This is a genomic window from Candidatus Streptomyces philanthi, assembly GCF_059553635.1.
The window spans coordinates 24,042-49,014 of the sequence record NZ_JCANQV010000010.1 but is presented as its reverse complement, the minus strand read 5'-3'; the positions used below and the strand labels follow the sequence as shown (position 1 = coordinate 49,014).

Annotated in this window: 21 protein-coding genes, 3 tRNA genes and 1 pseudogene; 22 read left to right on the top strand and 3 right to left on the bottom strand. The window is 68.0% G+C overall.

Annotation, left to right across the window (positions count from 1 at the left end; all coding sequences use genetic code 11):
* Window positions 1-166 (bottom strand): annotated as a pseudogene (locus AC51EU_RS03110) (hydrolase); the annotation flags it as partial.
* Window positions 167-342: 176 nt separating this feature from the next.
* On the opposite strand from AC51EU_RS03110, the gene AC51EU_RS03105 reads away from it, so the two are divergent.
* The 6 genes from AC51EU_RS03105 (at window position 343) to AC51EU_RS03080 (ending at window position 2,878) form a co-directional block, all read left to right on the top strand.
* Window positions 343-415, top strand: a tRNA-Thr gene (locus AC51EU_RS03105).
* Between the two features lie 46 nt (window positions 416-461).
* Window positions 462-534, top strand: a tRNA-Met gene (locus AC51EU_RS03100).
* Between the two features lie 89 nt (window positions 535-623).
* Complete coding sequence (rpmG, locus tag AC51EU_RS03095) at window positions 624-788, top strand: 50S ribosomal protein L33 (protein ID WP_004571794.1); 165 nt, start codon at window positions 624-626, stop codon at window positions 786-788.
* Between the two features lie 86 nt (window positions 789-874).
* Window positions 875-1,330, top strand: coding sequence for an FAS1-like dehydratase domain-containing protein (locus AC51EU_RS03090; RefSeq protein ID WP_496265050.1), 456 nt, complete (start codon window positions 875-877; stop codon window positions 1,328-1,330).
* A gap of 1 nt (window position 1,331) precedes the next feature.
* Complete coding sequence (locus tag AC51EU_RS03085; RefSeq protein WP_496265049.1) at window positions 1,332-1,766, top strand: MaoC family dehydratase; 435 nt, start codon at window positions 1,332-1,334, stop codon at window positions 1,764-1,766.
* Window positions 1,767-1,822: 56 nt separating this feature from the next.
* A complete protein-coding gene (locus tag AC51EU_RS03080; RefSeq protein WP_496265048.1) occupies window positions 1,823-2,878 on the top strand; it encodes a UDP-N-acetylmuramate dehydrogenase in 1,056 nt (351 codons plus the stop codon).
* A 45-nt stretch (window positions 2,879-2,923) separates the two neighbouring features.
* On the opposite strand, the gene AC51EU_RS03075 is transcribed toward AC51EU_RS03080, so the two are convergent.
* Window positions 2,924-3,943 (bottom strand): adenosine deaminase, encoded by a 1,020-nt coding sequence (locus AC51EU_RS03075; protein WP_496265047.1) that lies wholly within the window; start codon window positions 3,941-3,943, stop codon window positions 2,924-2,926.
* 128 nt (window positions 3,944-4,071) lie between these two features.
* Window positions 4,072-5,304 (bottom strand): pyridoxal phosphate-dependent aminotransferase, encoded by a 1,233-nt coding sequence (locus AC51EU_RS03070; protein WP_496265046.1) that lies wholly within the window; start codon window positions 5,302-5,304, stop codon window positions 4,072-4,074.
* 181 nt (window positions 5,305-5,485) lie between these two features.
* Between AC51EU_RS03070 and AC51EU_RS03065 the strand changes: the two genes are divergently transcribed.
* The 16 genes from AC51EU_RS03065 to rpsJ all read left to right on the top strand — a co-directional run bounded on the left by AC51EU_RS03065 (window position 5,486) and on the right by rpsJ (window position 24,959).
* Window positions 5,486-5,558: transfer RNA gene (locus AC51EU_RS03065), tRNA-Trp, on the top strand.
* Between the two features lie 109 nt (window positions 5,559-5,667).
* Window positions 5,668-5,964, top strand: a complete 297-nt coding sequence (gene secE, locus AC51EU_RS03060) for a preprotein translocase subunit SecE (protein WP_496265045.1) — start codon at window positions 5,668-5,670, stop codon at window positions 5,962-5,964.
* Window positions 5,965-6,038: 74 nt separating this feature from the next.
* Window positions 6,039-6,869 (top strand): transcription termination/antitermination protein NusG, encoded by an 831-nt coding sequence (gene nusG / locus AC51EU_RS03055; protein ID WP_496265044.1) that lies wholly within the window; start codon window positions 6,039-6,041, stop codon window positions 6,867-6,869.
* A 180-nt stretch (window positions 6,870-7,049) separates the two neighbouring features.
* Window positions 7,050-7,484: a 50S ribosomal protein L11 gene (rplK, locus tag AC51EU_RS03050; RefSeq protein WP_030412999.1), complete on the top strand. Its 435-nt coding sequence runs from the start codon at window positions 7,050-7,052 to the stop codon at window positions 7,482-7,484.
* A gap of 104 nt (window positions 7,485-7,588) precedes the next feature.
* Window positions 7,589-8,305 (top strand): 50S ribosomal protein L1, encoded by a 717-nt coding sequence (gene rplA / locus AC51EU_RS03045; protein WP_496265043.1) that lies wholly within the window; start codon window positions 7,589-7,591, stop codon window positions 8,303-8,305.
* Window positions 8,306-8,461: 156 nt separating this feature from the next.
* Window positions 8,462-9,289 (top strand): SCO4651 family lipoprotein, encoded by an 828-nt coding sequence (locus AC51EU_RS03040; RefSeq protein WP_496265042.1) that lies wholly within the window; start codon window positions 8,462-8,464, stop codon window positions 9,287-9,289.
* A 292-nt stretch (window positions 9,290-9,581) separates the two neighbouring features.
* Window positions 9,582-10,133 (top strand): 50S ribosomal protein L10, encoded by a 552-nt coding sequence (rplJ, locus tag AC51EU_RS03035; protein WP_496265041.1) that lies wholly within the window; start codon window positions 9,582-9,584, stop codon window positions 10,131-10,133.
* 108 nt (window positions 10,134-10,241) lie between these two features.
* Window positions 10,242-10,628 (top strand): 50S ribosomal protein L7/L12, encoded by a 387-nt coding sequence (rplL, locus tag AC51EU_RS03030; RefSeq protein WP_496265040.1) that lies wholly within the window; start codon window positions 10,242-10,244, stop codon window positions 10,626-10,628.
* 627 nt (window positions 10,629-11,255) lie between these two features.
* Window positions 11,256-14,741, top strand: a complete 3,486-nt coding sequence (rpoB, locus tag AC51EU_RS03025; RefSeq protein ID WP_496265039.1) for a DNA-directed RNA polymerase subunit beta — start codon at window positions 11,256-11,258, stop codon at window positions 14,739-14,741.
* Window positions 14,742-14,865: 124 nt separating this feature from the next.
* The gene (locus tag AC51EU_RS03020; protein ID WP_496265052.1) at window positions 14,866-18,765 is read left to right on the top strand and encodes a DNA-directed RNA polymerase subunit beta'; all 3,900 of its coding nucleotides are present in this window, start codon (window positions 14,866-14,868) and stop codon (window positions 18,763-18,765) included.
* Between the two features lie 218 nt (window positions 18,766-18,983).
* Window positions 18,984-19,460: a DUF1707 and DUF4190 domain-containing protein gene (locus tag AC51EU_RS03015; RefSeq protein ID WP_496265051.1), complete on the top strand. Its 477-nt coding sequence runs from the start codon at window positions 18,984-18,986 to the stop codon at window positions 19,458-19,460.
* A 314-nt stretch (window positions 19,461-19,774) separates the two neighbouring features.
* A complete protein-coding gene (rpsL, locus tag AC51EU_RS03010; RefSeq protein ID WP_232269874.1) occupies window positions 19,775-20,146 on the top strand; it encodes a 30S ribosomal protein S12 in 372 nt (123 codons plus the stop codon).
* A 2-nt stretch (window positions 20,147-20,148) separates the two neighbouring features.
* Window positions 20,149-20,619 carry a 30S ribosomal protein S7 gene (gene rpsG / locus AC51EU_RS03005; RefSeq protein ID WP_496265038.1) on the top strand — a complete coding sequence of 157 codons (471 nt, stop codon included), beginning with the start codon at window positions 20,149-20,151 and terminating at the stop codon, window positions 20,617-20,619.
* 39 nt (window positions 20,620-20,658) lie between these two features.
* Window positions 20,659-22,779 (top strand): elongation factor G, encoded by a 2,121-nt coding sequence (gene fusA / locus AC51EU_RS03000; RefSeq protein WP_496265037.1) that lies wholly within the window; start codon window positions 20,659-20,661, stop codon window positions 22,777-22,779.
* 158 nt (window positions 22,780-22,937) lie between these two features.
* Window positions 22,938-24,131 carry an elongation factor Tu gene (tuf, locus tag AC51EU_RS02995; RefSeq protein WP_496265036.1) on the top strand — a complete coding sequence of 398 codons (1,194 nt, stop codon included), beginning with the start codon at window positions 22,938-22,940 and terminating at the stop codon, window positions 24,129-24,131.
* Window positions 24,132-24,650: 519 nt separating this feature from the next.
* Entirely contained in the window at window positions 24,651-24,959 is a 309-nt protein-coding gene (gene rpsJ, locus AC51EU_RS02990; protein WP_004571821.1) for a 30S ribosomal protein S10, read from the top strand.
* Window positions 24,960-24,973: the final 14 nt, after the last annotated feature.

Here is a 24,973-nt window from a genome sequence, read left to right as displayed (position 1 = left end):
CGGTGAGGGCGCCGGCCGTGCCGACCGCCTCGATCCGTCCGCCGCCGAGCCGTACGTCCACGGTGCGGCCGTCGGCGAGCCGGGCGCCGCACAGGACCAGGGGGGACGTGTCGGACCGCCCGCCCGGCCGTTCCGGCGGCCTCGGTGCACTGCTGCTGTCGGACATCGCGCTCCTCGGGGCAACGCACGGGCCTGCAAGATCACGCAGCGTGCCCCGAGCCTAGGACGCCGCCGGGGGAGCGGTGCGCAGGCGCGGAATAGTCGTACCGGTGTGGTGTGCGCGGGGGCCGCCGGATGTGGATTTCACGTTTGGCGGCGGGCCGTGTAATGTCTTCATCGCTCGCCCCAATAGCTCAGTCGGCAGAGCGTCTCCATGGTAAGGAGAAGGTCTACGGTTCGATTCCGTATTGGGGCTCGATGTGTGAGGTCCTCCGCTTTCGGGCGGAGGCCCCTCGCATCACAGCGGTGTAGCTCAGTCGGTAGAGCAAGCGGCTCATAATCGCTGTGTCACCGGTTCAAGTCCGGTCACCGCTACTGACAGTAGCCGATTGTGGGGTCGGTCCTCTCGGTCGGCTACTCTTTATGCGTTCATCTGTCCACCTGTTCGTCAAGGAGCACTTCACGTGGCTGCCACCGACGTCCGCCCGAAGATCACGCTGGCCTGCGTGGAGTGCAAGGAGCGGAACTACATCACCAAGAAGAACCGGCGCAACGACCCGGACCGTCTTGAGATGAAGAAGCACTGCCCCCGCTGCAACGCGCACACCGCGCACCGCGAGACGCGATAACAGCAGGCTTTGTCCGTGAGGCCGCCCCCACACCCTGGGGGCGGCCTCACGCGTTACCACCGCATCGTTCAGGAGGTCGCGAGCCGATGGCGCTCGACCAGTCATTTGTCGGCCGTACGTATCCGCCCGCCGGTTCGTACGAGGTGGGCCGGGAGAAGATCCGGGAATTCGCCGAGGCCATCGGTGACGGAAATCCCGCTTATACCGACCCCGAGGCCGCGCGGGCCCTCGGCCACCCCGATGTGATCGCCCCGCCGACCTTCGTCTTCGCGATCACCTTCAAGGCCGCCGGCCAGGTCGTCCGGGACCCGCAGCTGGGGCTCGACTACAGCCGGGTGGTGCACGGCGACCAGAAGTTCGCCTACACCCGCCCGGTCCGCGCCGGCGACCGGCTGAGCGTCACCTCCACCATCGAGGCCGTCAAGTCCATGGCGGGCAACGACATCATCGACATCCGCGGTGAGGTGCACGACCAGGACGGTGAGCACGTCGTCACCGCCGTCACCAAGCTGGTGGCCCGCGCCGCCACCGAGGAGGGCTGAGATGACCGCCGCCATCGCCTACGCCGACGTCGAGGTCGGCACCGCCCTCCCGGCGCAGTCCTTCCCTGTGACCCGCGCCACCCTCGTCGAGTACGCGGGCGCCTCCGGGGACTTCAACCCCATCCACTGGAACGAGCGGTTCGCCAAGGAGGTCGGACTGCCGGACGTCATCGCGCACGGCATGTTCACCATGGCCGAGGCGATCCGCGTCGTCACCGACTGGACCGGTGACCCGGGCGCGGTCGTCGAGTACGGCGTCCGCTTCACCAAGCCCGTCGTCGTCCCCGACGACGACACCGGCGCGCTGATCGAGGTCAGCGGCAAGGTCGCGGCCAAGCTGGACGACGAGGCCCGCACCGTCCGCGTCGACCTCGTCGCCACCAGCGCGGGCCAGAAGGTGCTGGGCATGTCCCGCGCCGTGGTCCGGCTGGCCTGATCCACCCTCGCGGGGGCGGCCCGGTGCCGCCGGACCGTCCCCGTACCCTGGGGCGCGTGCAGGAACTCCACGACGCCCCGCTCGCCCCGCTGACCACCTTCCGTCTCGGCGGCCCCGCGACCCGCCTCGTCACGGCCACCACCGACGACGAGGTCATCGACACCGTCCGCGCCGCCGACGCCGCGGGCACCCCGCTGCTGCTCATCGGCGGCGGCAGCAATCTCGTCATCGGCGACAAGGGCTTCGACGGCACCGCCCTGCGCATCGCCACCCAAGGCTTCGACCTCGACGGCACCACCCTCACCCTCGCCGCGGGCGAGAACTGGTCCGACGCCGTCGCCCGTACCGTCGGCGCCGGCCTCGCCGGCATCGAGTGCCTCGCCGGCATCCCCGGCTCCGCCGGCGCCACCCCGATCCAGAACGTCGGCGCGTACGGCCAGGAGGTCTCCTCGACGATCACCGAGGTCGTCGCCTACGACCGCCGCGCGGAACGCACCGTCACCCTCTCCGGCGCCGACTGCGGCTTCGGCTACCGCCACAGCCGCTTCAAGGAGCACCCCGACCGCTTCGTCGTCCTGCGGGTGCGCTTCGGCCTGGAGGACGCGGGCGGCCTCTCCGCGCCCCTGAAATACCCCGAGACGGCCCGCGCCCTCGGCGTCGCGGCCGGCGACCGGGTGCCCGCCGCCACCGCCCGCGAGACCGTCCTCGCGCTGCGCGCCGGCAAGGGCATGGTCCTGGACGCCGACGACCACGACACCTGGTCCGCCGGGTCCTTCTTCACCAACCCCGTCCTCACCGAGGAGGCGCACACCGCCTTCCTCCAGCGGGTGCGCGACCGCCTCGGCGAGGACGTGCGGCCGCCCTCCTTCCCGGCGGGCGAGGGACGCTTCAAGACCTCGGCGGCCTGGCTGATCGACCGGGCCGGCTTCACCAAGGGCTACGGCAGCGGCCCGGCCCGCATCTCCACCAAGCACACCCTCGCCCTCACCAACCGGGGCGGGGCCACCACCGAGGACCTGCTCGCCCTGGCCCGCGAGGTCCGCGACGGGGTCCGCGCCGCCTTCGGCATCACGCTCGTCAACGAGCCGGTGACGGTCGGCGTCAGCCTGTAGACGCCGGGGAGGGGCGCGGCGGGGCCGCACGCGCCCCCTCGCGCCTCAGTCCGCCAGCCAGGCGTCGATGCCCGCCAGCAGCCGCGTCCGCTCCGCCTGGGGCGCCCGGGAGGCGCGCACGGACTGGCGGGCCAGCTCGGCCAGCTCGGCGTCGGTGAAGCCGTGCACCTCGCGCGCGATCTCGTACTGGGCGGCCAGCCGCGAGCCGAACAGCAGCGGGTCGTCGGCGCCCAGGGCCATCGGTACCCCCGCCTCGAAGATCGTCCGCAGCGGGACGTCCTCCGGCTTCCCGTAGACCCCGAGCGCCACATTGGACGTGGGGCACACCTCGCATGTCACCCCCCGCGACGCCAGCCGCCGCAGCAGCACCGGGTCCTCCACGGCCCGTACGCCGTGCCCGATCCGTTCGGCGTGCAGATCGTCCAGGCAGTCCCGGACACTCGCCGGACCGGACAGCTCACCGCCGTGCGGCGCCGCCAGCAGCCCGCCCTCCCGGGCGATGGCGAAGGCGCGGTCGAAGTCGCGGGCGAAGCCCCGCCGTTCGTCGTTGGACAGCCCGAAACCGATGATCCCCCGGTCGGCGTAGCGCACCGCGAGCCGCGCCAGCGTACGGGCGTCCAGCGGATGCTTCATCCGGTTGGCCGCGACCAGCACCCGCATGCCCAGACCCGTCTCCCGGGAGGCGGCGTCCACCGCGTCCAGGATGATCTCCAGCGCCGGGGTCAGCCCGCCCAGCCGGGGCGCGTACGAGGTCGGGTCGACCTGGATCTCCAGCCACCCCGACCCGTCCGCCACGTCCTCCTGGGCGGCCTCGCGCACCAGCCGCCGGATGTCGTCCGGCTCCCGCAGGCACGAGCGCGCGATGTCGTACAGCCGCTGGAAGCGGAACCAGCCGCGCTCGTCGGTCGCCCGCAGCCGGGGCGGCTCCCCGCCGCTCAGCGCCTCGGGCAGATGGACGCCGTACTTGTCGGCCAGCTCCAGCAGGGTCGACGGGCGCATCGACCCGGTGAAGTGCAGATGCAGATGGGCCTTCGGGAGCTGACGGACATCACGTACACGTTCCATCCACCGATCTTGCCGTACCGGGTCCCCGTCCCGGTAGGCCCGGAGCCCGAAGGGGTGCCGGGCAGAACGCGCGAACGGGCCCCGGGAAAGCTCCCCGGGGCCCGCTCGGCCGTGTGCGGCCTGCCGCGCTACTTCGCCTCGGCCAGCAGCTTCTGGACGCGGGAGACGCCCTCGACCAGGTCCTCGTCGCCGAGCGCGTACGACAGACGCAGATACCCGGGGGTGCCGAACGCCTCACCGGGGACGACCGCGACCTCGGCCTCCTCCAGGATCAGCTCGGCCAGCTCCGCGCTGCTCGACGGCCGCTTGCCGCGGATCTCCTTGCCCAGCAGCCCCTTGACCGACGGGTACGCGTAGAACGCGCCCTCCGGCTCCGGGCAGACGATGCCGTCGATCTCGTTGAGCATCCGCACGATCGTGCGCCGGCGGCGGTCGAAGGCCGCCTTCATCTCCTCGACGGCCGTCAGATCGCCGGAGACGGCGGCGAGCGCCGCGGCCTGGGCGACGTTGGAGACGTTGGAGGTGGCGTGCGACTGGAGGTTCGTCGCGGCCTTGACCACGTCCTTCGGGCCGATGACCCAGCCGACCCGCCAGCCGGTCATCGCGTACGTCTTCGCCACGCCGTTGACCACGATGCACTTCTCGCGCAGCTCGGGCACCACCGCCGGCAGCGAGGAGAACTCGGCGTCGCCGTAGACCAAGTGCTCGTAGATCTCGTCGGTCAGCACCCACAGGCCGTGCTCGGCGGCCCAGCGGCCGATGGCCTCGACCTGCTCGCGGGGGTAGACCGCGCCGGTCGGGTTGGACGGCGAGACGAAGACCAGCACCTTCGTGCGCTCCGTACGGGCCGCCTCCAGCTGCTCCACCGACACGCGGTAACCGGTGGTCTCGTCCGCGACGACGTCCACCGGGACACCGCCGGCCAGCCGGATCGACTCGGGGTAGGTGGTCCAGTACGGCGCCGGGACGATGACCTCGTCGCCCGGGTCGAGGATCGCCGCGAACGCCTCGTAGATGGCCTGCTTGCCGCCGTTGGTCACCAGGACGTTGGCGGCCTCGACCTCGTAGCCCGAGTCCCGCAGCGTCTTCGCGGCGATCGCGGCCTTCAGCTCGGGGAGCCCGCCGGCCGGGGTGTACCGGTGGAACCGCGGGTCACGGCACGCCTCGACGGCCGCCTCGACGATGTAGTCCGGCGTCGGGAAGTCGGGCTCGCCCGCGCCGAAGCCGATCACCGGACGGCCGGCGGCCTTGAGGGCCTTGGCCTTGGCGTCGACGGCGAGAGTGGCGGACTCGGAGATCGATCCGATGCGGCGCGAGACCCGGCGGTCGGTGGGGGCCTCGGAAGGAGTAGCAGCGCTCATACATGCATCGTCGCAGACCCGGAGGGGGCCCGGGACAGGGCCTTGTGGCCGCCACCCGGAAGGCTTCTGTTCGACGACCGGCCCCGAACCACGTACACTCGCTGACCGTTGGCTCCCGACGGGCCGCGCCGGACACGCACGGGGTGCGGTCGGCCGCATGCGGTAGGTTGGGGGACACCAAAGGGTCGTAGCTCAATTGGTAGAGCACTGGTCTCCAAAACCAGCGGTTGGGGGTTCAAGTCCCTCCGGCCCTGCTACACGCACTTCTTCACCAAGGTGCGTGCACGCGTACGTACTGAAATGCACCGCCGTGCGGCCGGGCCGGGCGCGGCACGGCCACGACCCGGATTCAGGTGAGGACGAGTGACGGACGCCCTGGGCTCCATCGACATGCCTGAGCGCGGTCGTTCCGAGGACGACACCGCGGAGTCCAAGAAAAAGCCCCGCCGTGGCGGAAAGCGCGGAAAGAAGGGCCCCCTCGCGCGGCTCGCGCTGTTCTACCGCCAGATCGTGGCGGAGCTCCGTAAGGTCGTCTGGCCCACCCGCGGCCAGCTGACGACGTACACCACCGTGGTGATCGTCTTCGTTGTCATCATCATCGGTCTCGTAACCGTGATTGACTTGGGAATCAGCCGGGCCGTCGGGTACGTCTTCGGCTGATCCCGCGGAGGGACCCCCTCGGCGGGGTGCCTTTTCGCATGTTCAACCCCTTGAAGCCAGGAAGAAGCAGCCACGTGTCTGACCCGAACCTGAACGACGCCGCCGAGCCCGTCGCGGCCGCAGAGGCCGACGTGGACGCGGCCGTCCCGGCCGAGGTCGAGGGCGACGCTGCCGCCATCACTGATGACGAGGGCGCCGTGGAGAGCACCGAGGACGGTGCGACGGAGACCGACGCCGAGGCCGGCGAGTCCGCCGAGGACGAGGAGGAGCAGCAGGAGGAGGAGCCGGTCGACCCGGTGGCCGCCCTGCGCGAGGAGCTGCGGCACCTCCCCGGCGAGTGGTACGTCATCCACACCTACGCGGGCTACGAGAACCGCGTGAAGACCAACCTGGAGCAGCGGGCCGTCTCGCTGAACGTCGAGGACTACATCTTCCAGGCCGAGGTGCCGCAGGAAGAGGTCGTCCAGATCAAGAACGGCGACCGCCGCACCGTCCGCCAGAACAAGCTCCCCGGCTACGTCCTGGTGCGCATGGACCTGACGAACGAGTCCTGGGGCGTCGTCCGCAACACCCCGGGTGTCACCGGCTTCGTCGGCAACGCCTACGACCCCTACCCGCTGACGCTGGACGAGATCGTCAAGATGCTCGCCCCGGAGGCCGAGGAGAAGGCCGCCAAGGAGGCCGCCGCGGCCGAGGGCCGTCCGGCGCCGCAGCGCAAGGTCGAGGTCCAGGTGCTGGACTTCGAGGTCGGCGACTCCGTCACCGTCACCGACGGTCCGTTCGCGACGCTCCAGGCGACGATCAACGAGATCAACGCCGACTCGAAGAAGGTCAAGGGCCTCGTCGAGATCTTCGGCCGCGAGACCCCGGTCGAGCTGAGCTTCGACCAGATCCAGAAGAACTGAGTTCTTCCGGACCTCACGCCACCGACCAGGTCGGACCGGCTTTCCCGCGGCTGCGGGGGGGCGGTCTGACCTGCTTGGTTTTTGGCCGCACGACGCTACCCGTTATCGTGGTGCGGTATGCCTCCGTCCGGATGACCGGATCGTGGGGCGAACCACCTCTCACTAGGACCCGGAGAGAGCATGCCTCCCAAGAAGAAGAAGGTCACGGGGCTCATCAAGCTCCAGATCCAGGCCGGCGCCGCGAACCCGGCCCCGCCGGTCGGCCCCGCGCTGGGTCAGCACGGCGTCAACATCATGGAGTTCTGCAAGGCCTACAACGCCGCGACCGAGTCGCAGCGTGGCATGGTCGTGCCGGTGGAGATCACGGTCTACGAGGACCGCTCCTTCACCTTCGTCACCAAGACGCCGCCGGCCGCCAAGCTGATCCTGAAGGCCGCGGGCGTGGAGAAGGGCTCCGGCGAGCCGCACAAGACCAAGGTCGCCAAGATCACCCGCGACCAGGTCCGCGACATCGCCACCACCAAGATGCCCGACCTGAACGCCAACGACCTGGACGCCGCCGAGAAGATCATCGCCGGCACCGCCCGTTCCATGGGCATCACGGTCGAGGGCTGACGGACACCCCGTAACCCCGTGGCAGGGCCAGGCGCTGGCCCGCACCACGACTCCACCTTTCCGCGCGGCGGCAGCCGCCGGGACGTAACTGTTCAGGAGCAGCAGTGAAGCGCAGCAAGACCCTTCGCAACGCGGACGCGAAGGTCGACCGGGAGCGTCTGTACGCGCCCCTGGAGGCCGTCCGTCTCGCCAAGGAGACCTCCTCCGCCAAGTTCGACGCGACCGTCGAGGTGGCCATGCGCCTGGGTGTCGACCCGCGCAAGGCCGACCAGATGGTCCGTGGCACCGTGAACCTCCCGCACGGCACCGGTAAGACCGCCCGGGTCCTGGTCTTCGCGACCGGTGACCGTGCTGCGGCCGCGGAGGCCGCCGGCGCCGACATCGTCGGCTCGGACGAACTGATCGACGAGGTCTCCAAGGGCCGCCTGGACTTCGACGCCGTCGTCGCCACCCCGGACCTGATGGGCAAGGTCGGCCGCCTGGGCCGCGTGCTCGGTCCCCGTGGTCTGATGCCGAACCCGAAGACCGGCACCGTCACCCCGGACGTGGCCAAGGCCGTCACGGACATCAAGGGCGGCAAGATCGAGTTCCGCGTGGACAAGCACGCGAACCTCCACTTCATCATCGGCAAGGTGTCCTTCGACGACGCCAAGCTGGTGGAGAACTACGCCGCGGCGCTGGAGGAGATCAACCGCCTCAAGCCGTCCGCCGCCAAGGGCCGCTACATCAAGAAGGCCACGATCAGCACCACGATCGGCCCCGGCATCCCCCTGGACGCCAACCGCACCCGCAACCTCCTTGTCGAGGACGAGGCCGTCTGATCCGCTGACCGGACCGGCCGGCCCGCACCGCGGGTCATGACACACACGGCAGGCCCCGCTCTCTCCGGAGGGCGGGGCCTGCCGTGCCCTGTGTCAGTGGGCTGCATTACAGTTCGCCCCGAGGTCCGTAAAAGTGATCTAAAGGGGGAACCTCAGGTGCGTAGTACGCGTATCACCGCTCTCGCGGCGGGTGTCGTTCTGATGGCCTCGCTCACCGCCTGCGGCGGCAAGGACGGCGGCAGTGACGCGGCGGGGGAGAAGAAGTCCCCGCTGGAGCTGGCGCTGGCCTCGCTGAAGACCGCCTCGCAGCAGACCGGCGAGAAGAAGTCCGCGAAGATCGACGGCACCATGGAGAACGGTGCGAGGAAGCAGAGCCTGAAGGGTGCCATGGACTGGTCCCAGGGCATACGGATGAACGTCGACATCACCCAGGGCAGCGCCGGGAAGACGGTCAAGACCATCTACACGCCGAAGGCCATGTTCATGAACATGGCCGACGCCGGGATGCCGATCGGCGGCAAGAAGTGGATGAAGTACGACCTCGACACCATGGCGCAGAAGATGGGCCCGGCCGGGGCGGTGCTCAAGGACCAGATGCAGAACAACAACCCCCAGCGGGTCGTCGACCTGCTGATCGCCTCCGGGAAGGTCAAGGAGGTCGGCAAGGAGGACGTCCGCGGCGTCCAGGCCACGCACTTCACGGGCACGCTGTCGGTCTCCGAGCTGACCCGCATGCAGGCCAAGAATCTCACCGAGGCCGACATGAAGGCGCTCCAGCAGCAGATGGAGTCCTCCGGCATCAAGAACGAGACCATCGACCTGTGGATCGGCTCGGACAACCTGCTCGCCAAGAAGCGCGAGCGGATGGAGAGCACCAACGGCAAGGTCGACTCCACCGTCTTCTACTCGGACTACGGCACCAAGGTCGAGGCCGAGGAGCCGCCGGCGAGTGAGACCGCGGACTTCGCGCAGCTCCAGCGCTGACGGCCGCGCACGGGGCGCCCCGCGCGCCCCGTGCGGCCGATTTGCCTGTGCGCGGGCCGTTCGCGTACCGTACCGAGGAAGCCAAAGACCGCTGGTTGTCTCTGCGCGTCCTCGTCCGGACGTGTGGTGGCCGAAGGATCCGCTAGCTGCGGACGGCCTGCGCAGGTGTGTATGGAAACGAACTCCCGGATGCCCGTCCGGTCGAGTGCTGCCCCGTGCGCCTGCGCCGGGGCGTTTGTTTTGCCCAGCCCCTTCTGCGCGGTCCTCATCACCCGGAAGGAGGCCGAGGCTCATGGCGAGGCCCGACAAGGTCACAGCCGTCGAGGAGATCACGGACAAGTTCCGCAACTCCAACGCCGCTGTTGTGACCGCGTACACCGGACTTTCCGTTGCGCAGCTCAAGGAGCTGCGCCGTTCGCTCGGTGACAACGCTCAGTACCGTGTGGTGAAGAACACGCTGACCAAGATCGCGGCCAATGAGGCCGGGATCAAGCTGGACGAGCACCTCAAGGGCTCGACCGCTGTCGCCTTCGTGACCGGTGACCCGGTCACGGCGGCGAAGGGTCTTCGTGACTTCGCCAAGGAGAACCCGAATCTCGTCATCAAGGGCGGTGTCCTTGACGGCAAGGCGCTGACCGCCGACGAGATCAAGAAGCTTGCGGACCTCGAGTCCCGCGAGGTTCTGCTCGCCAAGCTGGCGGGTGGCATGAAGGCGTCCATGGCCAAGGCCGCGGCGACCTTCCAGGCCCCCCTCACGAAGTTCGTCCGCACCGCGGAGGCGCTTCGCAGCAAGGCCGAGCAGGGCGGTGCCGGTACGCCGGCTCCCGCCGAGGCTGCCGAGTAAGCACCCGTACGCCCCTCGCGGGGCGGGGCTCTCAGCAGTCCAGCGGGCCCGTACGCCCGCCAGACATGTACATCCGGCACCAGCCGAATTAGTGGAAGGACCGCCACCATGGCGAAGCTCAGCCTGGAAGACCTGCTCGCGCAGTTCGAGGAGATGACCCTCATCGAGCTCTCCGAGTTCGTGAAGGCGTTCGAGGACAAGTTCGACGTCGAGGCCGCGGCCCCCGTCGCCGTCGCCGCCGCCGGTGCCCCGGGCGCCCCGGCCGCCGCCGCCGAGGAGGAGAAGGACGAGTTCGACGTCATCCTCACCGGTGCGGGCGACAAGAAGATCCAGGTCATCAAGGTCGTGCGTGAGCTGACCTCCCTGGGCCTGAAGGAGGCCAAGGACCTGGTCGACGGCACCCCGAAGCCGGTCCTGGAGAAGGTCGCCAAGGACGCCGCGGAGAAGGCCGCCGAGGCCCTCAAGGGCGCCGGCGCCTCCGTCGAGGTCAAGTGACCTCTCTGAGTCTCCGACTCACCCCCTGAGCGCGCCACGCGCCGCGGGACACAGCCAAGGGCGATCACCCATGCGGGTGGTCGCCCTTCGGCGTGCGGGCCGTGGATGCGACGCCCCGTGTGGCGTGCGAGTATGGTGATCTTCGTTGTCCCGGGTGCACCCCATGGGACGACGGCACGGGGGTGCGGGGCCTTGACGAACCGGACGCGGCGCGCAATTCTCGGGACGCGACGCGGAAGCGGTCCAGGCCGGCAGGCATGGATCGCGGGCGAAGAGGGAAGCATCGGTGTGCGCCACTGGCGCGGGGCTTTCGGCAGGCGCAGGGCATTGGGCGAAGCGAAGAACGACGAGGGGCATCTCCGGCTCGGAGGGTGCCGCCTCCCGGAGGGAGAAGATCGGTATCACGGCGCTGAACCGGTCTCCGGAAACTCGCTCTGGACATCAGTGTGCCAAGTGGCTACACTGACCCTTTGCGCTGCCTGTTAGCTGCTCCCTGCCCGTCACCAGGGGCATATCCGAGCCCGAGCATAGTCGACCGAACCGCCCTGACCTGGGCCTTTCCCTCGTTATGTTCGATTCGGGACCGGTACGCGCGTAGTGAGTCCGAGCCCTCGGAAGGACCCCCTCTTGGCCGCCTCGCGCAACGCCTCGACTGCCAATACGAACAACGGCGACAGCACCGCCCCGCTGCGCATCTCTTTTGCGAAGATCAAGGAGCCCCTCGGGGTTCCGAACCTCCTTGCGCTGCAGACCGAAAGCTTCGACTGGCTGCTCGGCAACGCCGCATGGAAGGGTCGCGTCGAGGCTGCGCTGGAGAGTGGGCAGGAAGTCCCCACCAAGTCCGGTCTGGAAGAGATCTTTGAGGAGATCTCCCCGATCGAGGACTTCTCCGGGTCGATGTCGCTGACGTTCCGCGACCACCGCTTCGAGCCCCCGAAGAACTCCATCGACGAGTGCAAGGAGCGCGACTTCACCTACGCGGCTCCGCTGTTCGTCACCGCCGAGTTCACCAACAACGAGACCGGCGAGATCAAGTCCCAGACGGTCTTCATGGGCGACTTCCCGCTCATGACGAACAAGGGCACCTTCGTCATCAACGGCACCGAGCGTGTCGTGGTGTCGCAGCTCGTCCGCTCGCCGGGTGTCTACTTCGACAGCTCCATCGACAAGACGTCCGACAAGGACATCTTCTCCGCCAAGATCATCCCGTCCCGGGGTGCCTGGCTGGAGATGGAGATCGACAAGCGCGACATGGTCGGTGTCCGCATCGACCGCAAGCGCAAGCAGTCCGTCACCGTCCTGCTCAAGGCGCTCGGCTGGACCACCGAGCAGATCCTTGAGGAGTTCGGCGACTACGAGTCGATGCGCGCCACCCTGGAGAAGGACCACACCCAGGGCCAGGACGACGCGCTGCTCGACATCTACCGCAAGCTGCGTCCGGGCGAGCCGCCGACGCGCGAGGCCGCGCAGACGCTGCTGGAGAACCTCTACTTCAACCCGAAGCGCTACGACCTCGCCAAGGTCGGCCGCTACAAGGTCAACAAGAAGCTCGGCGGCGACGAGCCGCTGGACGCCGGTGTGCTGACCACCGACGACGTCATCGCCACGATCAAGTACCTGGTGAAGCTGCACGCCGGCGAGACCGAGACGATCGGCGAGAACGGCAACTCGATCGTCGTCGAGACCGACGACATCGACCACTTCGGCAACCGCCGTCTGCGCAACGTCGGCGAGCTGATCCAGAACCAGGTCCGTACGGGTCTCGCCCGTATGGAGCGCGTCGTGCGCGAGCGCATGACCACCCAGGACGTCGAGGCGATCACGCCGCAGACCCTGATCAACATCCGGCCGGTCGTCGCCTCCATCAAGGAGTTCTTCGGCACCAGCCAGCTGTCCCAGTTCATGGACCAGACCAACCCGCTGTCGGGCCTGACCCACAAGCGCCGTCTGTCGGCGCTGGGCCCCGGTGGTCTCTCCCGTGAGCGGGCCGGCCTCGACGTCCGTGACGTGCACCCCTCGCACTACGGCCGCATGTGCCCGATCGAGACCCCCGAAGGCCCGAACATCGGTCTGATCGGTTCGCTGGCCTCGTACGGCCGGGTCAACGTCTTCGGCTTCATCGAGACCCCGTACCGCAAGGTCGTCGACGGCCGGATCACCGAGGAGGTGGACTACCTCACCGCCGATGAGGAGGACCGCTACCTCATCGCCCAGGCCAACGCCAAGCTGACCGACGACATGCGCTTCGCCGAGCAGCGTGTCCTGGTCCGCCGCCGCGGCGGCGAGGTCGACCTCGTCCCCGCCGAGGACGTCGACTACATGGACGTCTCGCCGCGCCAGATGGTGTCCGCCGCGACCGCCATGATCCCGTTCCTGGAGCACGACGACGCCAACCGCGCGCTCATGGGCTCCAACATGATGCGCCAGGCGGTGCCGCTGATCCAGGCGGAGTCCCCGCTGGTCGGTACCGGCATGGAGTACCGCTGCGCGGTCGACGCCGGTGACGTCATCAAGGCCGAGAAGGACGGTGTGGTCCAGGAGGTCTCCGCGGACTACATCACCGTCGCCAACGACGACGGCACGTACACGACCTACCGCGTCGCCAAGTTCACCCGCTCGAACCAGGGCACCTCCTTCAACCAGAAGGTCGTCGTGGACGAGGGTGCGCGGGTCGTCGTGGGCCAGGTCCTCGCCGACGGTCCCTCCACCGACGAGGGCGAGATGGCGCTGGGCAAGAACCTGCTCGTGGCGTTCATGCCGTGGGAGGGCCACAACTACGAGGACGCGATCATCCTGTCGCAGCGCCTCGTCCAGGACGACGTCCTCTCCTCGATCCACATCGAGGAGCACGAGGTCGACGCCCGTGACACCAAGCTCGGCCCCGAGGAGATCACCCGGGACATCCCGAACGTCTCCGAGGAGGTCCTCTCCGACCTCGACGAGCGCGGCATCATCCGCATCGGCGCCGAGGTCATCGCCGGCGACATCCTCGTCGGCAAGGTCACCCCGAAGGGTGAGACCGAGCTGACCCCCGAGGAGCGCCTGCTCCGCGCGATCTTCGGTGAGAAGGCGCGCGAGGTCCGCGACACCTCGCTGAAGGTCCCGCACGGCGAGATCGGCAAGGTCATCGGCGTCCGCGTCTTCGACCGCGAGGAGGGCGACGAGCTGCCCCCGGGCGTCAACCAGCTCGTCCGCGTCTACGTCGCGCAGAAGCGCAAGATCACCGACGGTGACAAGCTCGCCGGCCGCCACGGCAACAAGGGCGTCATCTCCAAGATCCTGCCGGTCGAGGACATGCCGTTCATGGAGGACGGCACCCCGGTCGACATCATCCTCAACCCGCTGGGTGTCCCGTCCCGAATGAACCCGGGACAGGTCCTGGAGATCCACCTCGGCTGGCTCGCCAGCCAGGGCTGGGACGTCTCCAACCTCGGCGACGAGTGGGCCCAGCGCCTCCAGGCGATCGGCGCGGACCAGGTCGAGACGCGCACCAACGTCGCGACCCCGGTCTTCGACGGCGCCCGCGAGGACGAGCTGGCCGGTCTGCTGGAGAACACCCGCCCCAACCGCGACGGCGACCGCATGGTCCTCCCGTCCGGCAAGGCGCGGCTGTTCGACGGCCGCTCCGGTGAGCCGTTCCCGGACCCGATCTCCGTCGGGTACATGTACATCCTCAAGCTGCACCACCTGGTCGACGACAAGCTCCACGCCCGCTCGACCGGCCCGTACTCCATGATCACCCAGCAGCCGCTGGGTGGTAAGGCCCAGTTCGGTGGCCAGCGCTTCGGTGAGATGGAGGTGTGGGCGCTGGAGGCGTACGGCGCCGCCTACGCCCTCCAGGAGCTGCTGACGATCAAGTCCGACGACGTCACCGGCCGCGTGAAGGTCTACGAGGCCATCGTCAAGGGCGAGAACATCCCCGAGCCCGGCATCCCCGAGTCCTTCAAGGTCCTCATCAAGGAGATGCAGTCCCTGTGCCTCAACGTGGAGGTGCTGTCCTCGGACGGTATGTCCATCGAGATGCGGGACACCGACGAGGACGTCTTCCGGGCTGCGGAAGAACTCGGTATCGACCTGTCCCGGCGCGAGCCGAGCAGCGTCGAAGAGGTCTGACGGGTCTGGTGGGGGCTCCCGCGAGGAGCCCCCACCGTCCCCGGACCCCCAGTCAGACCATGATTGAGACACGACCCCGGCAGCAGCAAGTGCCGGGGGAACCCCGAAGGTGGGATTGACGACAGTGCTCGACGTCAACTTCTTCGACGAGCTGCGGATTGGCCTGGCCACCGCTGACGACATCCGTCAGTGGTCGCACGGCGAGGTCAAGAAGCCGGAGACCATCAACTACCGCACCCTCAAGCCCGAGAAGGACGGACTCTTCTGCGAGAAGATCTTCGGTCCGACCCGGGACTGGGAGTGCTACTGCGGTAAGTACAAGCGCGTCCGCTTCAAGGGCATCATCTGCGAGCGCTGCGGCGTCGAGGTCACTCGCGCCAAGGTCCGCCGCGAGCGGATGGGCCACATCGAGCTGGCCGCCCCCGTGACCCACATCTGGTACTTCAAGGGCGTCCCGAGCCGGCTGGGCTACCTGCTGGACCTGGCGCCGAAGGACCTGGAGAAGGTCATCTACTTCGCCGCCTACATGATCACCTGGGTGGACGAGGAGCGCCGCACGCGCGACCTGCCCTCGCTGGAGGCGCACGTCTCCGTCGAGCGCCAGCAGATCGAGCAGCGCCGCGACTCCGACCTGGAGGCCCGCGCCAAGAAGCTTGAGACCGACCTGGCCGAGCTGGAGGCCGAGGGCGCCAAGGCCGATGTGCGCCGCAAGGTGCGCGAGGGCGCCGAGCGCGAGATGAAGCAGCTGCGCGACCGCGCGCAGCGCGAGATCGACCGCCTCGACGAGGTCTGGAACCGCTTCAAGAACCTCAAGGTCCAGGACCTGGAGGGCGACGAGCTGCTCTACCGCGAGCTGCGTGACCGCTTCGGCACGTACTTCGACGGCTCCATGGGCGCCGCCTCGCTGCAGAAGCGCCTGGAGACCTTCGACCTGGAGGAGGAGGCCGAGCGCCTCCGCGAGATCATCCGGACCGGCAAGGGCCAGAAGAAGACCCGCGCCCTCAAGCGCCTGAAGGTCGTCTCCGCGTTCCTCCAGACCCGCAACAGCCCCAAGGGCATGGTCCTGGACTGCATCCCGGTCATCCCGCCGGACCTGCGTCCGATGGTGCAGCTGGACGGTGGCCGCTTCGCGACCTCCGACCTCAACGACCTGTACCGCCGTGTCATCAACCGCAACAACCGCCTGAAGCGGCTTCTCGACCTCGGCGCGCCCGAGATCATCGTGAACAACGAGAAGCGCATGCTCCAGGAGGCCGTCGACGCGCTGTTCGACAACGGCCGCCGCGGCCGCCCGGTCACGGGCCCCGGCAACCGCCCGCTGAAGTCCCTCAGCGACATGCTCAAGGGCAAGCAGGGCCGCTTCCGCCAGAACCTGCTCGGTAAGCGTGTCGACTACTCGGCGCGTTCCGTCATCGTCGTCGGCCCGCAGCTCAAGCTGCACCAGTGCGGTCTGCCCAAGGCGATGGCGCTGGAGCTGTTCAAGCCGTTCGTGATGAAGCGCCTGGTCGACCTGAACCACGCGCAGAACATCAAGTCGGCCAAGCGCATGGTCGAGCGCGGCCGCACGGTCGTCTACGACGTCCTCGAAGAGGTCATCGCCGAGCACCCGGTGCTGCTCAACCGTGCGCCCACCCTGCACCGCCTCGGTATCCAGGCGTTCGAGCCGCAGCTGGTCGAGGGCAAGGCCATCCAGATCCACCCGCTCGTCTGCACCGCGTTCAACGCGGACTTCGACGGTGACCAGATGGCCGTTCACCTGCCGCTGTCGGCGGAGGCCCAGGCCGAGGCCCGCATCCTGATGCTGTCCTCGAACAACATCCTCAAGCCGGCCGACGGCCGTCCGGTCACCATGCCGACCCAGGACATGGTGCTGGGCCTGTTCTTCCTCACCACGGACGAGGAGGAGCGCAAGGTCATCGGTGAGGGCCGCGCGTTCGGCTCGGTCGCCGAGGCGATCATGGCGTTCGACGCCCGTGAGCTGTCGCTCCAGGCGAAGGTCGACATCCGCTTCCCGATCGGCACCGTCCCGCCGAAGGGCTTCGTCCCGCCGGTCGCCGAGGAGGGCGAGCCGGAGTGGCAGCAGGGTGACAGCTTCCGCCTGCGGACGACCCTGGGCCGCGCGCTCTTCAACGAGCTGCTGCCCGAGGACTACCCGTTCGTCGACTACTCGGTGGGCAAGAAGCAGCTCTCCGCGATCGTCAACGACCTGGCGGAGCGCTACCCGAAGGTCATCGTGGCGGCGACGCTCGACAACCTGAAGGCGGCCGGCTTCTACTGGGCGACCCGCTCCGGCGTCACCGTCGCCGTCTCCGACATCGTCGTGCCGGAGGCCAAGAAGGGCATCGTCGCGGGCTACGAGGCCCAGGACGAGAAGGTCCAGAAGCAGTACGAGCGCGGTCTGATCACCAAGGACGAGCGCACCCAGGAACTGATCAACATCTGGACCAAGGCGACCAACGAGGTCGCCGAGGCGATGAACGAGAACTTCCCCAAGACCAACCCCATCTTCATGATGGTCGACTCGGGTGCCCGAGGAAACATGATGCAGATGCGGCAGATCGCGGGTATGCGTGGTCTGGTGTCGAACGCGAAGAACGAGACCATCCCGCGTCCGATCAAGGCCTCGTTCCGCGAGGGTCTGTCCGTGCTGGAGTACTTCATCTCCACGCACGGTGCCCGTAAGGGTCTGGCGGACACCGCCCTGCGTACCGCCGACTCGGGTTACCTCACCCGTCGTCTCGTCGACGTCTCCCAGGACGTCATCATCCGCGAGGAGGACTGCGGCACCGAGCGCGGCCTCAAGCTGCGGATCGCCTCGAAGGGCGCCGACGGCGTGCTGCGCAAGGCGGACAACGTCGAGTCCAGCGTCTACGCCCGGATGCTGGCCGAGGACGTCGTCGTCGACGGCAAGGTCGTCGCCCCGGCCAACGTCGACCTCGGTGACGTGCTCATCGACGCCCTGGTCAACGCGGGTGTCGAGGAGGTCAAGACCCGCTCGGTCCTGACCTGTGAGTCGGCCGTCGGCACCTGTGCCTTCTGCTACGGCCGCTCGCTGGCCACCGGCAAGCTGGTCGACATCGGTGAGGCGGTCGGCATCATCGCCGCCCAGTCCATCGGTGAGCCCGGTACTCAGCTGACCATGCGTACCTTCCACACCGGTGGTGTGGCCGGTGACGACATCACCCTGGGTCTGCCGCGTGTCGTCGAGCTCTTCGAGGCCCGTACGCCCAAGGGTGTCGCCCCGATCTCGGAGGCGGCCGGCCGCGTCCGGATCGAGGAGACCGAGAAGACCAAGAAGGTCGTCGTCACCCCGGACGACGGCAGCGACGAGACCGCCTACGGCGTCTCGAAGCGTGCCCGTCTGCTGGTGGGCGAGGGCGACCACGTCGAGGTCGGCCAGCCGCTCACCCTGGGTGCCGTCAACCCGCACGACGTGCTGCGGATCCTCGGCCAGCGTGCCGTCCAGGTCCACCTCGTCGGCGAGGTCCAGAAGGTCTACAACAGCCAGGGCGTGGCGATCCACGACAAGCACATCGAGATCATCATCCGGCAGATGCTGCGCCGCGTGACGATCATCGAGTCCGGTGACGCGGAGCTGCTGCCGGGCGAGCTGGTGGAGCGCTCGAAGTTCGAGGGCGAGAACCGTCGCGTCGTGGCGGAGGGTGGCCACCCGGCCTCCGGCCGTCCGCAGCTGATGGGTATCACCAAGGCTTCGCTGGCCACCGAGTCCTGGCTGTCGGCGGCGTCCTTCCAGGAGACGACCCGGGTCCTGACCGACGCGGCGATCAACGCCAAGTCGGACTCCCTGATCGGCCTCAAGGAGAACGTCATCATCGGTAAGCTCATCCCGGCCGGTACGGGCCTGTCCCGTTACCGCAACATCCGGGTCGAGCCGACCGAGGAGGCCAAGGCCGCGATGTACTCGGCCGTCGGTTACGACGACATCGACTACTCGCCGTTCGGCACCGGCTCCGGCCAGGCGGTCCCGCTGGAGGACTACGACTACGGTCCGTATAACCAGTAGCCCCTCCGGACACACGCGCACAGGGCGGTCACCCTCTCGGGGGTGGCCGCCCTGCGGCGTCTTCGCGGACCTGGGCCGTTGGAGGGAACTCGGGCTCCCTCCCACGCGTCTGTGATGAGAAGATGGGGAGAACTGTCGAGCGGGGGGAGGGTTGCGAAGTGGCATTCCAGCCGTGGCAGGGCGGCCGGCCCGCACACCAGGGGCAGCAGGCCCCGGCGATGCGCGCATCGCACGCCGACCGTGAGCGTACGGTCGATGTGCTGAAGGCGGGGTTCGCCGAGGGGCGGCTCGGCCAGGGGGAGTACGAACAGCGGGTCCAGCGCGCCTACCAGGCGCAGACCCACACCGAGTTGCAGATGCTCGTCGCGGACCTCCCGCAGGGGCCCGTGGAGCAGCCGTTCGCACCGCGGCCGGTGGTGCCGGCGACGTTCCTGCCGCCTCCGATGCCTGTGCCCGTACGGACGAACAGCTGCGCCACCGGCTCGCTGGTCTGCGGCATCGCGATGACGGTGACCTGGGGGCTGACGGCGCTTCCCGCCGTGATCCTGGGCCACAAGGCGCGTGCCGAGATCCGCAAGAGCGGGGAGCGGGGCGACGGGCAGGCGGTGGCCGGCCTGATCCTGGGCTATCTGGGGATCGGTGGTTGGGCCGTGGTCCTTCTCATCATGATGGTGGCGGTGATCGCCGGGGCGTGACCCGGGGGCCGTCTTCCGCACGGCCGTATATCGCACTACGGTGGCGCCAACGCCGGCGCGGTCCGGCGTGTCCTTCGCGTGTGCATTTGTTTTGACCGCAGCCGATGCGGTAGGTACGCTCTGACCTTGTGCCTGGGGTGTCCCTGGGCTGCCGTGCGTGCATACGTCCGCAGGGAAGCCGGGTCTCGACACCGCAATCCGCCACCCTTCTCGCTTCCGCGAGGAGTCCGCAGGATTCGACACACCCGACCGCGTGGGTCGGGCTGGTTCCAGGTTAGCTTTACCGAGACTGGCACACAGAAACCGGAGAAACGGTGCCTACGATCCAGCAGCTGGTCCGCAAGGGCCGGCAGGACAAGATCGAGAAGAACAAGACGCCCGCACTGGAGGGTTCGCCCCAGCGCCGCGGCGTCTGCACGCGCGTCTTCACGACCACCCCGAAGAAGCCGAACTCGGCCCTGCGTAAGGTCGCGCGTGTGCGTCTGACCAGCGGGATCGAGGTCACCGCCTACATTCCGGGTGAGGGCCACAACCTCCAGGAGCACTCCATCGTGCTCGTGCGTGGCGGCCGTGTGAAGGACCTGCCGGGTGTTCGCTACAAGATCATCCGTGGTTCCCTCGACACGCAGGGCGTCAAGAACCGCAAGCAGGCTCGCAGCCGCTACGGCGCCAAGAAGGAGAAGTAAGAATGCCTCGTAAGGGCCCCGCCCCGAAGCGCCCGGTCCACGTCGACCCGGTTTACGGCTCCCCTCTGGTGACCTCCCTCATCAACAAGGTGCTGCTGAACGGCAAGCGCTCCACCGCTGAGCGCATCGTCTACGGCGCCATGGAGGGTCTGCGTGAGAAGACCGGCAACGACCCGGTCATCACGCTCAAGCGCGCGCTGGAGAACATCAAGCCGACCCTTGAGGTCAAGTCCCGCCGTGTCGGTGGCGCGACCTACCAGGTCCCGGTCGAGGTCAAGCCCGGCCGCGCCGCCACCCTCTCGCTCCGCTGGCTCGTGGGCTACTCCCGCGCCCGCCGCGAGAAGACCATGACCGAGCGCCTCATGAACGAGCTGCTGGACGCCTCGAACGGCCTCGGTGCTTCGGTCAAGAAGCGCGAGGACACGCACAAGATGGCCGAGTCCAACAAGGCCTTCGCGCACTACCGCTGGTAGTCGCAACCCCCATCGAGACCGAGAGAAGACTGAGCCGATATGGCTACCACTTCGCTTGACCTGGCCAAGGTCCGCAACATCGGGATCATGGCCCACATCGACGCGGGCAAGACGACCACCACCGAGCGGATCCTGTTCTACACCGGTGTCTCCTACAAGATCGGTGAAGTCCACGACGGCGCTGCCACGATGGACTGGATGGAGCAGGAGCAGGAGCGCGGCATCACCATCACGTCTGCCGCGACGACCTGCCACTGGCCGCTGGGCAACGTCGACCACACCATCAACATCATCGACACCCCGGGCCACGTCGACTTCACCGTCGAGGTGGAGCGCTGCCTGCGCGTCCTCGACGGTGCGGTGACGGTGTTCGACGGCGTCGCCGGTGTCGAGCCCCAGTCCGAGACCGTGTGGCGGCAGGCGGACCGTTACGGCGTCCCGCGGATCTGCTTCGTCAACAAGCTGGACCGTACGGGTGCCGAGTTCCACCGCTGCGTCGACATGATCAGCGACCGCCTGGGTGCGGTGCCGCTGGTCATGCAGCTGCCGATCGGTGCCGAGGCGGACTTCAAGGGCGTTGTCGACCTGGTCCGCATGAAGGCCCTGGTGTGGTCCGCCGACGCGGCCAAGGGCGAGATGTACGACATCGTCGACATCCCGGAGACCCACGTCGAGGCCGCCGACGAGTGGCGCGGCAAGCTGCTCGAGGCCGTGGCCGAGAACGACGAGGCCATGATGGAGCTGTACCTGGAGGGCGAGGAGCCCACCGAGGAGCAGCTGCACGAGGCCATCCGCCGGATCACCATCGCCTCCACCGGCAAGGGCACCACCACGGTGACCCCGGTGTTCTGCGGTACCGCGTTCAAGAACAAGGGCGTCCAGCCCCTGCTCGACGCGGTCGCGCGCTACCTGCCGTCGCCGCTGGACATCGGCGCCGTCGAGGGCCAGTCCGTCAAGGACCCCGAGGAGAAGATCACTCGGCAGGTCTCCGACGAGGAGCCCCTCGCCGCTCTCGCCTTCAAGATCGCGAGCGACCCCCACCTGGGCAAGCTCACCTTCATCCGCGTGTACTCGGGCCGCCTTGAGGCCGGCTCGCAGGTGCAGAACTCGGTGAAGGGCAAGAAGGAGCGCATCGGCAAGATCTACCGGATGCACGCGAACAAGCGTGAGGAGATCGAGTCGGTGGGTGCCGGTGACATCGTCGCCGTCATGGGTCTGAAGCAGACCACCACCGGTGAGACCCTCTCCGACGCCGCGCAGCCGGTGATCCTGGAGTCCATGGACTTCCCGGCCCCGGTCATCCAGGTGGCCATCGAGCCGAAGTCGAAGGGCGACCAGGAGAAGCTGGGTGTCGCCATCCAGCGTCTCGCCGAGGAGGACCCGTCCTTCCAGGTCCACACCGACGAGGAGACCGGCCAGACCATCATCGCGGGTATGGGCGAGCTGCACCTCGACGTGCTGGTCGACCGTATGCGTCGTGAGTTCAAGGTCGAGGCGAACGTCGGTAAGCCGCAGGTCGCCTACCGCGAGACGCTGCGCAAGTCCGTCGAGAAGATGGACTACACGCACAAGAAGCAGACCGGTGGTTCCGGTCAGTTCGCGAAGGTGCAGATCTCCCTCGAACCGCTCGAGGGCGACGGGTACGAGTTCGAGAACAAGGTCACCGGTGGCCGTATCCCCCGGGAGTACATCCCGTCGGTGGACGCGGGCTGCCAGGAGGCCATGGAGTTCGGTGTCCTCGCCGGCTACCCGCTGACCGGTGTGAAGGTCATCCTGCTCGACGGTGCCTTCCACGAGGTCGACTCGTCGGAAATGGCCTTCAAGATCGCCGGCTCGATGGCCTTCAAGGAGGCCGCCCGCAAGGCCAGCCCGGCCCTGCTGGAGCCGATGATGAAGGTCGAGGTCACCACGCCCGAGGACTACATGGGCGATGTGATCGGCGACATCAACTCCCGCCGTGGTCAGATCCAGTCCATGGAGGACCGCGCCGGCGCCAAGCTCGTGACGGGTCTGGTGCCGCTCTCGGAGATGTTCGGCTACGTCGGAGACCTCCGCAGCAAGACGTCGGGTCGCGCGAGCTACTCGATGCAGTTCGACTCCTACGCCGAGGTTCCGAAGAACGTCGCCGAGGAGATCATCGCCAAGGCCAAGGGCGAGTAGCTCCGTCTCACCCGAGTCGGAACACGCTTTAGGCTTGACACCGTCTGCAGGGGCAAACCCCGCGATCCGTGAGGAATGCCCCTGCAGTCGGCACCCCAGCAAAGATCACCTGGCGCCGATGAGTAAGGCGTACAGAACCACTCCACAGGAGGACCCCAGTGGCGAAGGCGAAGTTCGAGCGGACTAAGCCGCACGTCAACATCGGCACCATCGGTCACATTGACCACGGTAAGACGACCCTCACGGCCGCCATTACCAAGGTGCTGCACGACGCGTACCCCGACCTGAACGAGGCCTCGGCCTTCGACCAGATCGACAAGGCTCCCGAGGAGCGCCAGCGCGGTATCACCATCTCCATCGCGCACGTCGAGTACCAGACGGAGAACCGTCACTACGCCCACGTCGACTGCCCCGGTCACGCGGACTACATCAAGAACATGATCACCGGTGCGGCGCAGATGGACGGCGCCATCCTGGTGGTCGCCGCCACCGACGGCCCGATGCCGCAGACCAAGGAGCACGTGCTCCTGGCCCGCCAGGTCGGCGTTCCGTACATCGTTGTCGCCCTGAACAAGGCCGACATGGTGGACGACGAGGAGATCCTGGAGCTCGTCGAGCTCGAGGTCCGTGAGCTCCTCTCCGAGTACGAGTTCCCGGGCGACGACGTTCCGGTCGTCAAGGTCTCCGCTCTGAAGGCCCTTGAGGGCGACAAGGAGTGGGGCGAGTCGGTCCTCAAGCTGATGGCCGCCGTCGACGAGGCGATCCCGCAGCCCGAGCGCGACGTCGACAAGCCGTTCCTGATGCCGATCGAGGACGTCTTCACGATCACCGGTCGTGGCACCGTCGTCACCGGCCGCATCGAGCGCGGTGTCCTGAAGGTCAACGAGACCGTCGACATCATCGGCATCAAGCCGGAGAAGACCTCCACCACGGTCACCGGCATCGAGATGTTCCGCAAGCTGCTCGACGAGGGCCAGGCCGGTGAGAACGTCGGTCTGCTGCTCCGCGGCATCAAGCGCGAGGACGTCGAGCGCGGCCAGGTCATCATCAAGCCGGGTTCGGTCACCCCGCACACCGAGTTCGAGGCGCAGGCGTACATCCTGTCGAAGGACGAGGGTGGCCGCCACACCCCGTTCTTCAACAACTACCGCCCGCAGTTCTACTTCCGTACCACGGACGTGACCGGCGTCGTGACCCTCCCCGAGGGCACCGAGATGGTCATGCCGGGCGACAACACCGAGATGTCGGTCCAGCTGATCCAGCCGGTCGCCATGGAGGAGGGCCTGAAGTTCGCCATCCGTGAGGGTGGCCGGACCGTCGGCGCCGGCCAGGTCACCAAGATCGTCAAGTAATGACGATCGGGGAGACCCGGTAGCTCGCAGGAGCATCCGAGTTCCGGCTCGGGGGAGTGCCCGTACGACTTCGGTCGTGCGGGCACTCCCGCTGTGTGCGGGGTCGCGCGCGGCGGAGTGGTCGTAGGGGAGACGCGGACCGGCGTGTCGCGGTAGCCTCTTCGGCTCGATTGGCGGTCGCCATGACCCGTATGGCACACTGTCCAGGTTGCTCGGTTGAGTGCCGATGCTGCGCGCCTCCCGCCGGGAGGACCGGAAGCGAGTCCCAGGTATTCGTCGTCCCTTGTGAGGGGCGGAAGTACGGGAATCTTCCGGGAAGCGTCAGCGGGGTGCCTCAGCCAGGCGCCCGGTGGGTGTTTCGCCCCCACGTTCTCCTTCTCGAAGGGTTCCTGTGACGGGAATCTGCCGGAAGGGGCGCGACACGCCCGACCGCGTGGGTCGGAGGCGGAACGACTGCTCGCCCCGAGCGGAACACACCTGGTTCCAGAGCGTTACGAGAGACAGGACTACGAAGTAGCCATGGCGGGACAGAAGATCCGCATCCGGCTCAAGGCCTACGACCACGAGGTCATCGACACCTCTGCGAAGAAGATCGTCGAGACGGTGACCCGCACTGGTGCGTCGGTCGCGGGCCCGGTGCCGCTGCCCACTGAGAAGAACGTGTACTGCGTCATCAAGTCGCCGCACAAGTACAAGGACTCGCGCGAGCACTTCGAGATGCGCACGCACAAGCGCCTGATCGACATCCTCGACCCGACGCCCAAGACCGTTGACTCGCTGATGCGCCTGGACCTTCCGGCCGGCGTTGACATCGAGATCAAGCTCTGAGAGGCGCGGAAGAG

Bases quoted from the DNA above. Each gene is read 5' to 3' on its own strand.
- AC51EU_RS03085 (WP_496265049.1), top strand. From the start codon at position 1,332: ATGACCGCCGCCATCGCCTACGCCGACGTCGAGGTCGGCACCGCCCTC.
- AC51EU_RS03075 (WP_496265047.1), bottom strand. From the start codon at position 3,943: ATGGAACGTGTACGTGATGTCCGTCAGCTCCCGAAGGCCCATCTGCAT.
- rpsG (WP_496265038.1), top strand. From the start codon at position 20,149: ATGCCTCGTAAGGGCCCCGCCCCGAAGCGCCCGGTCCACGTCGACCCG.
- rplK (WP_030412999.1), top strand. From the start codon at position 7,050: ATGCCTCCCAAGAAGAAGAAGGTCACGGGGCTCATCAAGCTCCAGATC.
- AC51EU_RS03015 (WP_496265051.1), top strand. From the start codon at position 18,984: ATGCGCGCATCGCACGCCGACCGTGAGCGTACGGTCGATGTGCTGAAG.
- AC51EU_RS03090 (WP_496265050.1), top strand. From the start codon at position 875: ATGGCGCTCGACCAGTCATTTGTCGGCCGTACGTATCCGCCCGCCGGT.
- rplL (WP_496265040.1), top strand. From the start codon at position 10,242: ATGGCGAAGCTCAGCCTGGAAGACCTGCTCGCGCAGTTCGAGGAGATG.
- rplJ (WP_496265041.1), top strand. From the start codon at position 9,582: ATGGCGAGGCCCGACAAGGTCACAGCCGTCGAGGAGATCACGGACAAG.
- AC51EU_RS03070 (WP_496265046.1), bottom strand. From the start codon at position 5,304: ATGAGCGCTGCTACTCCTTCCGAGGCCCCCACCGACCGCCGGGTCTCG.
- fusA (WP_496265037.1), top strand. From the start codon at position 20,659: ATGGCTACCACTTCGCTTGACCTGGCCAAGGTCCGCAACATCGGGATC.
- rpsJ (WP_004571821.1), top strand. From the start codon at position 24,651: ATGGCGGGACAGAAGATCCGCATCCGGCTCAAGGCCTACGACCACGAG.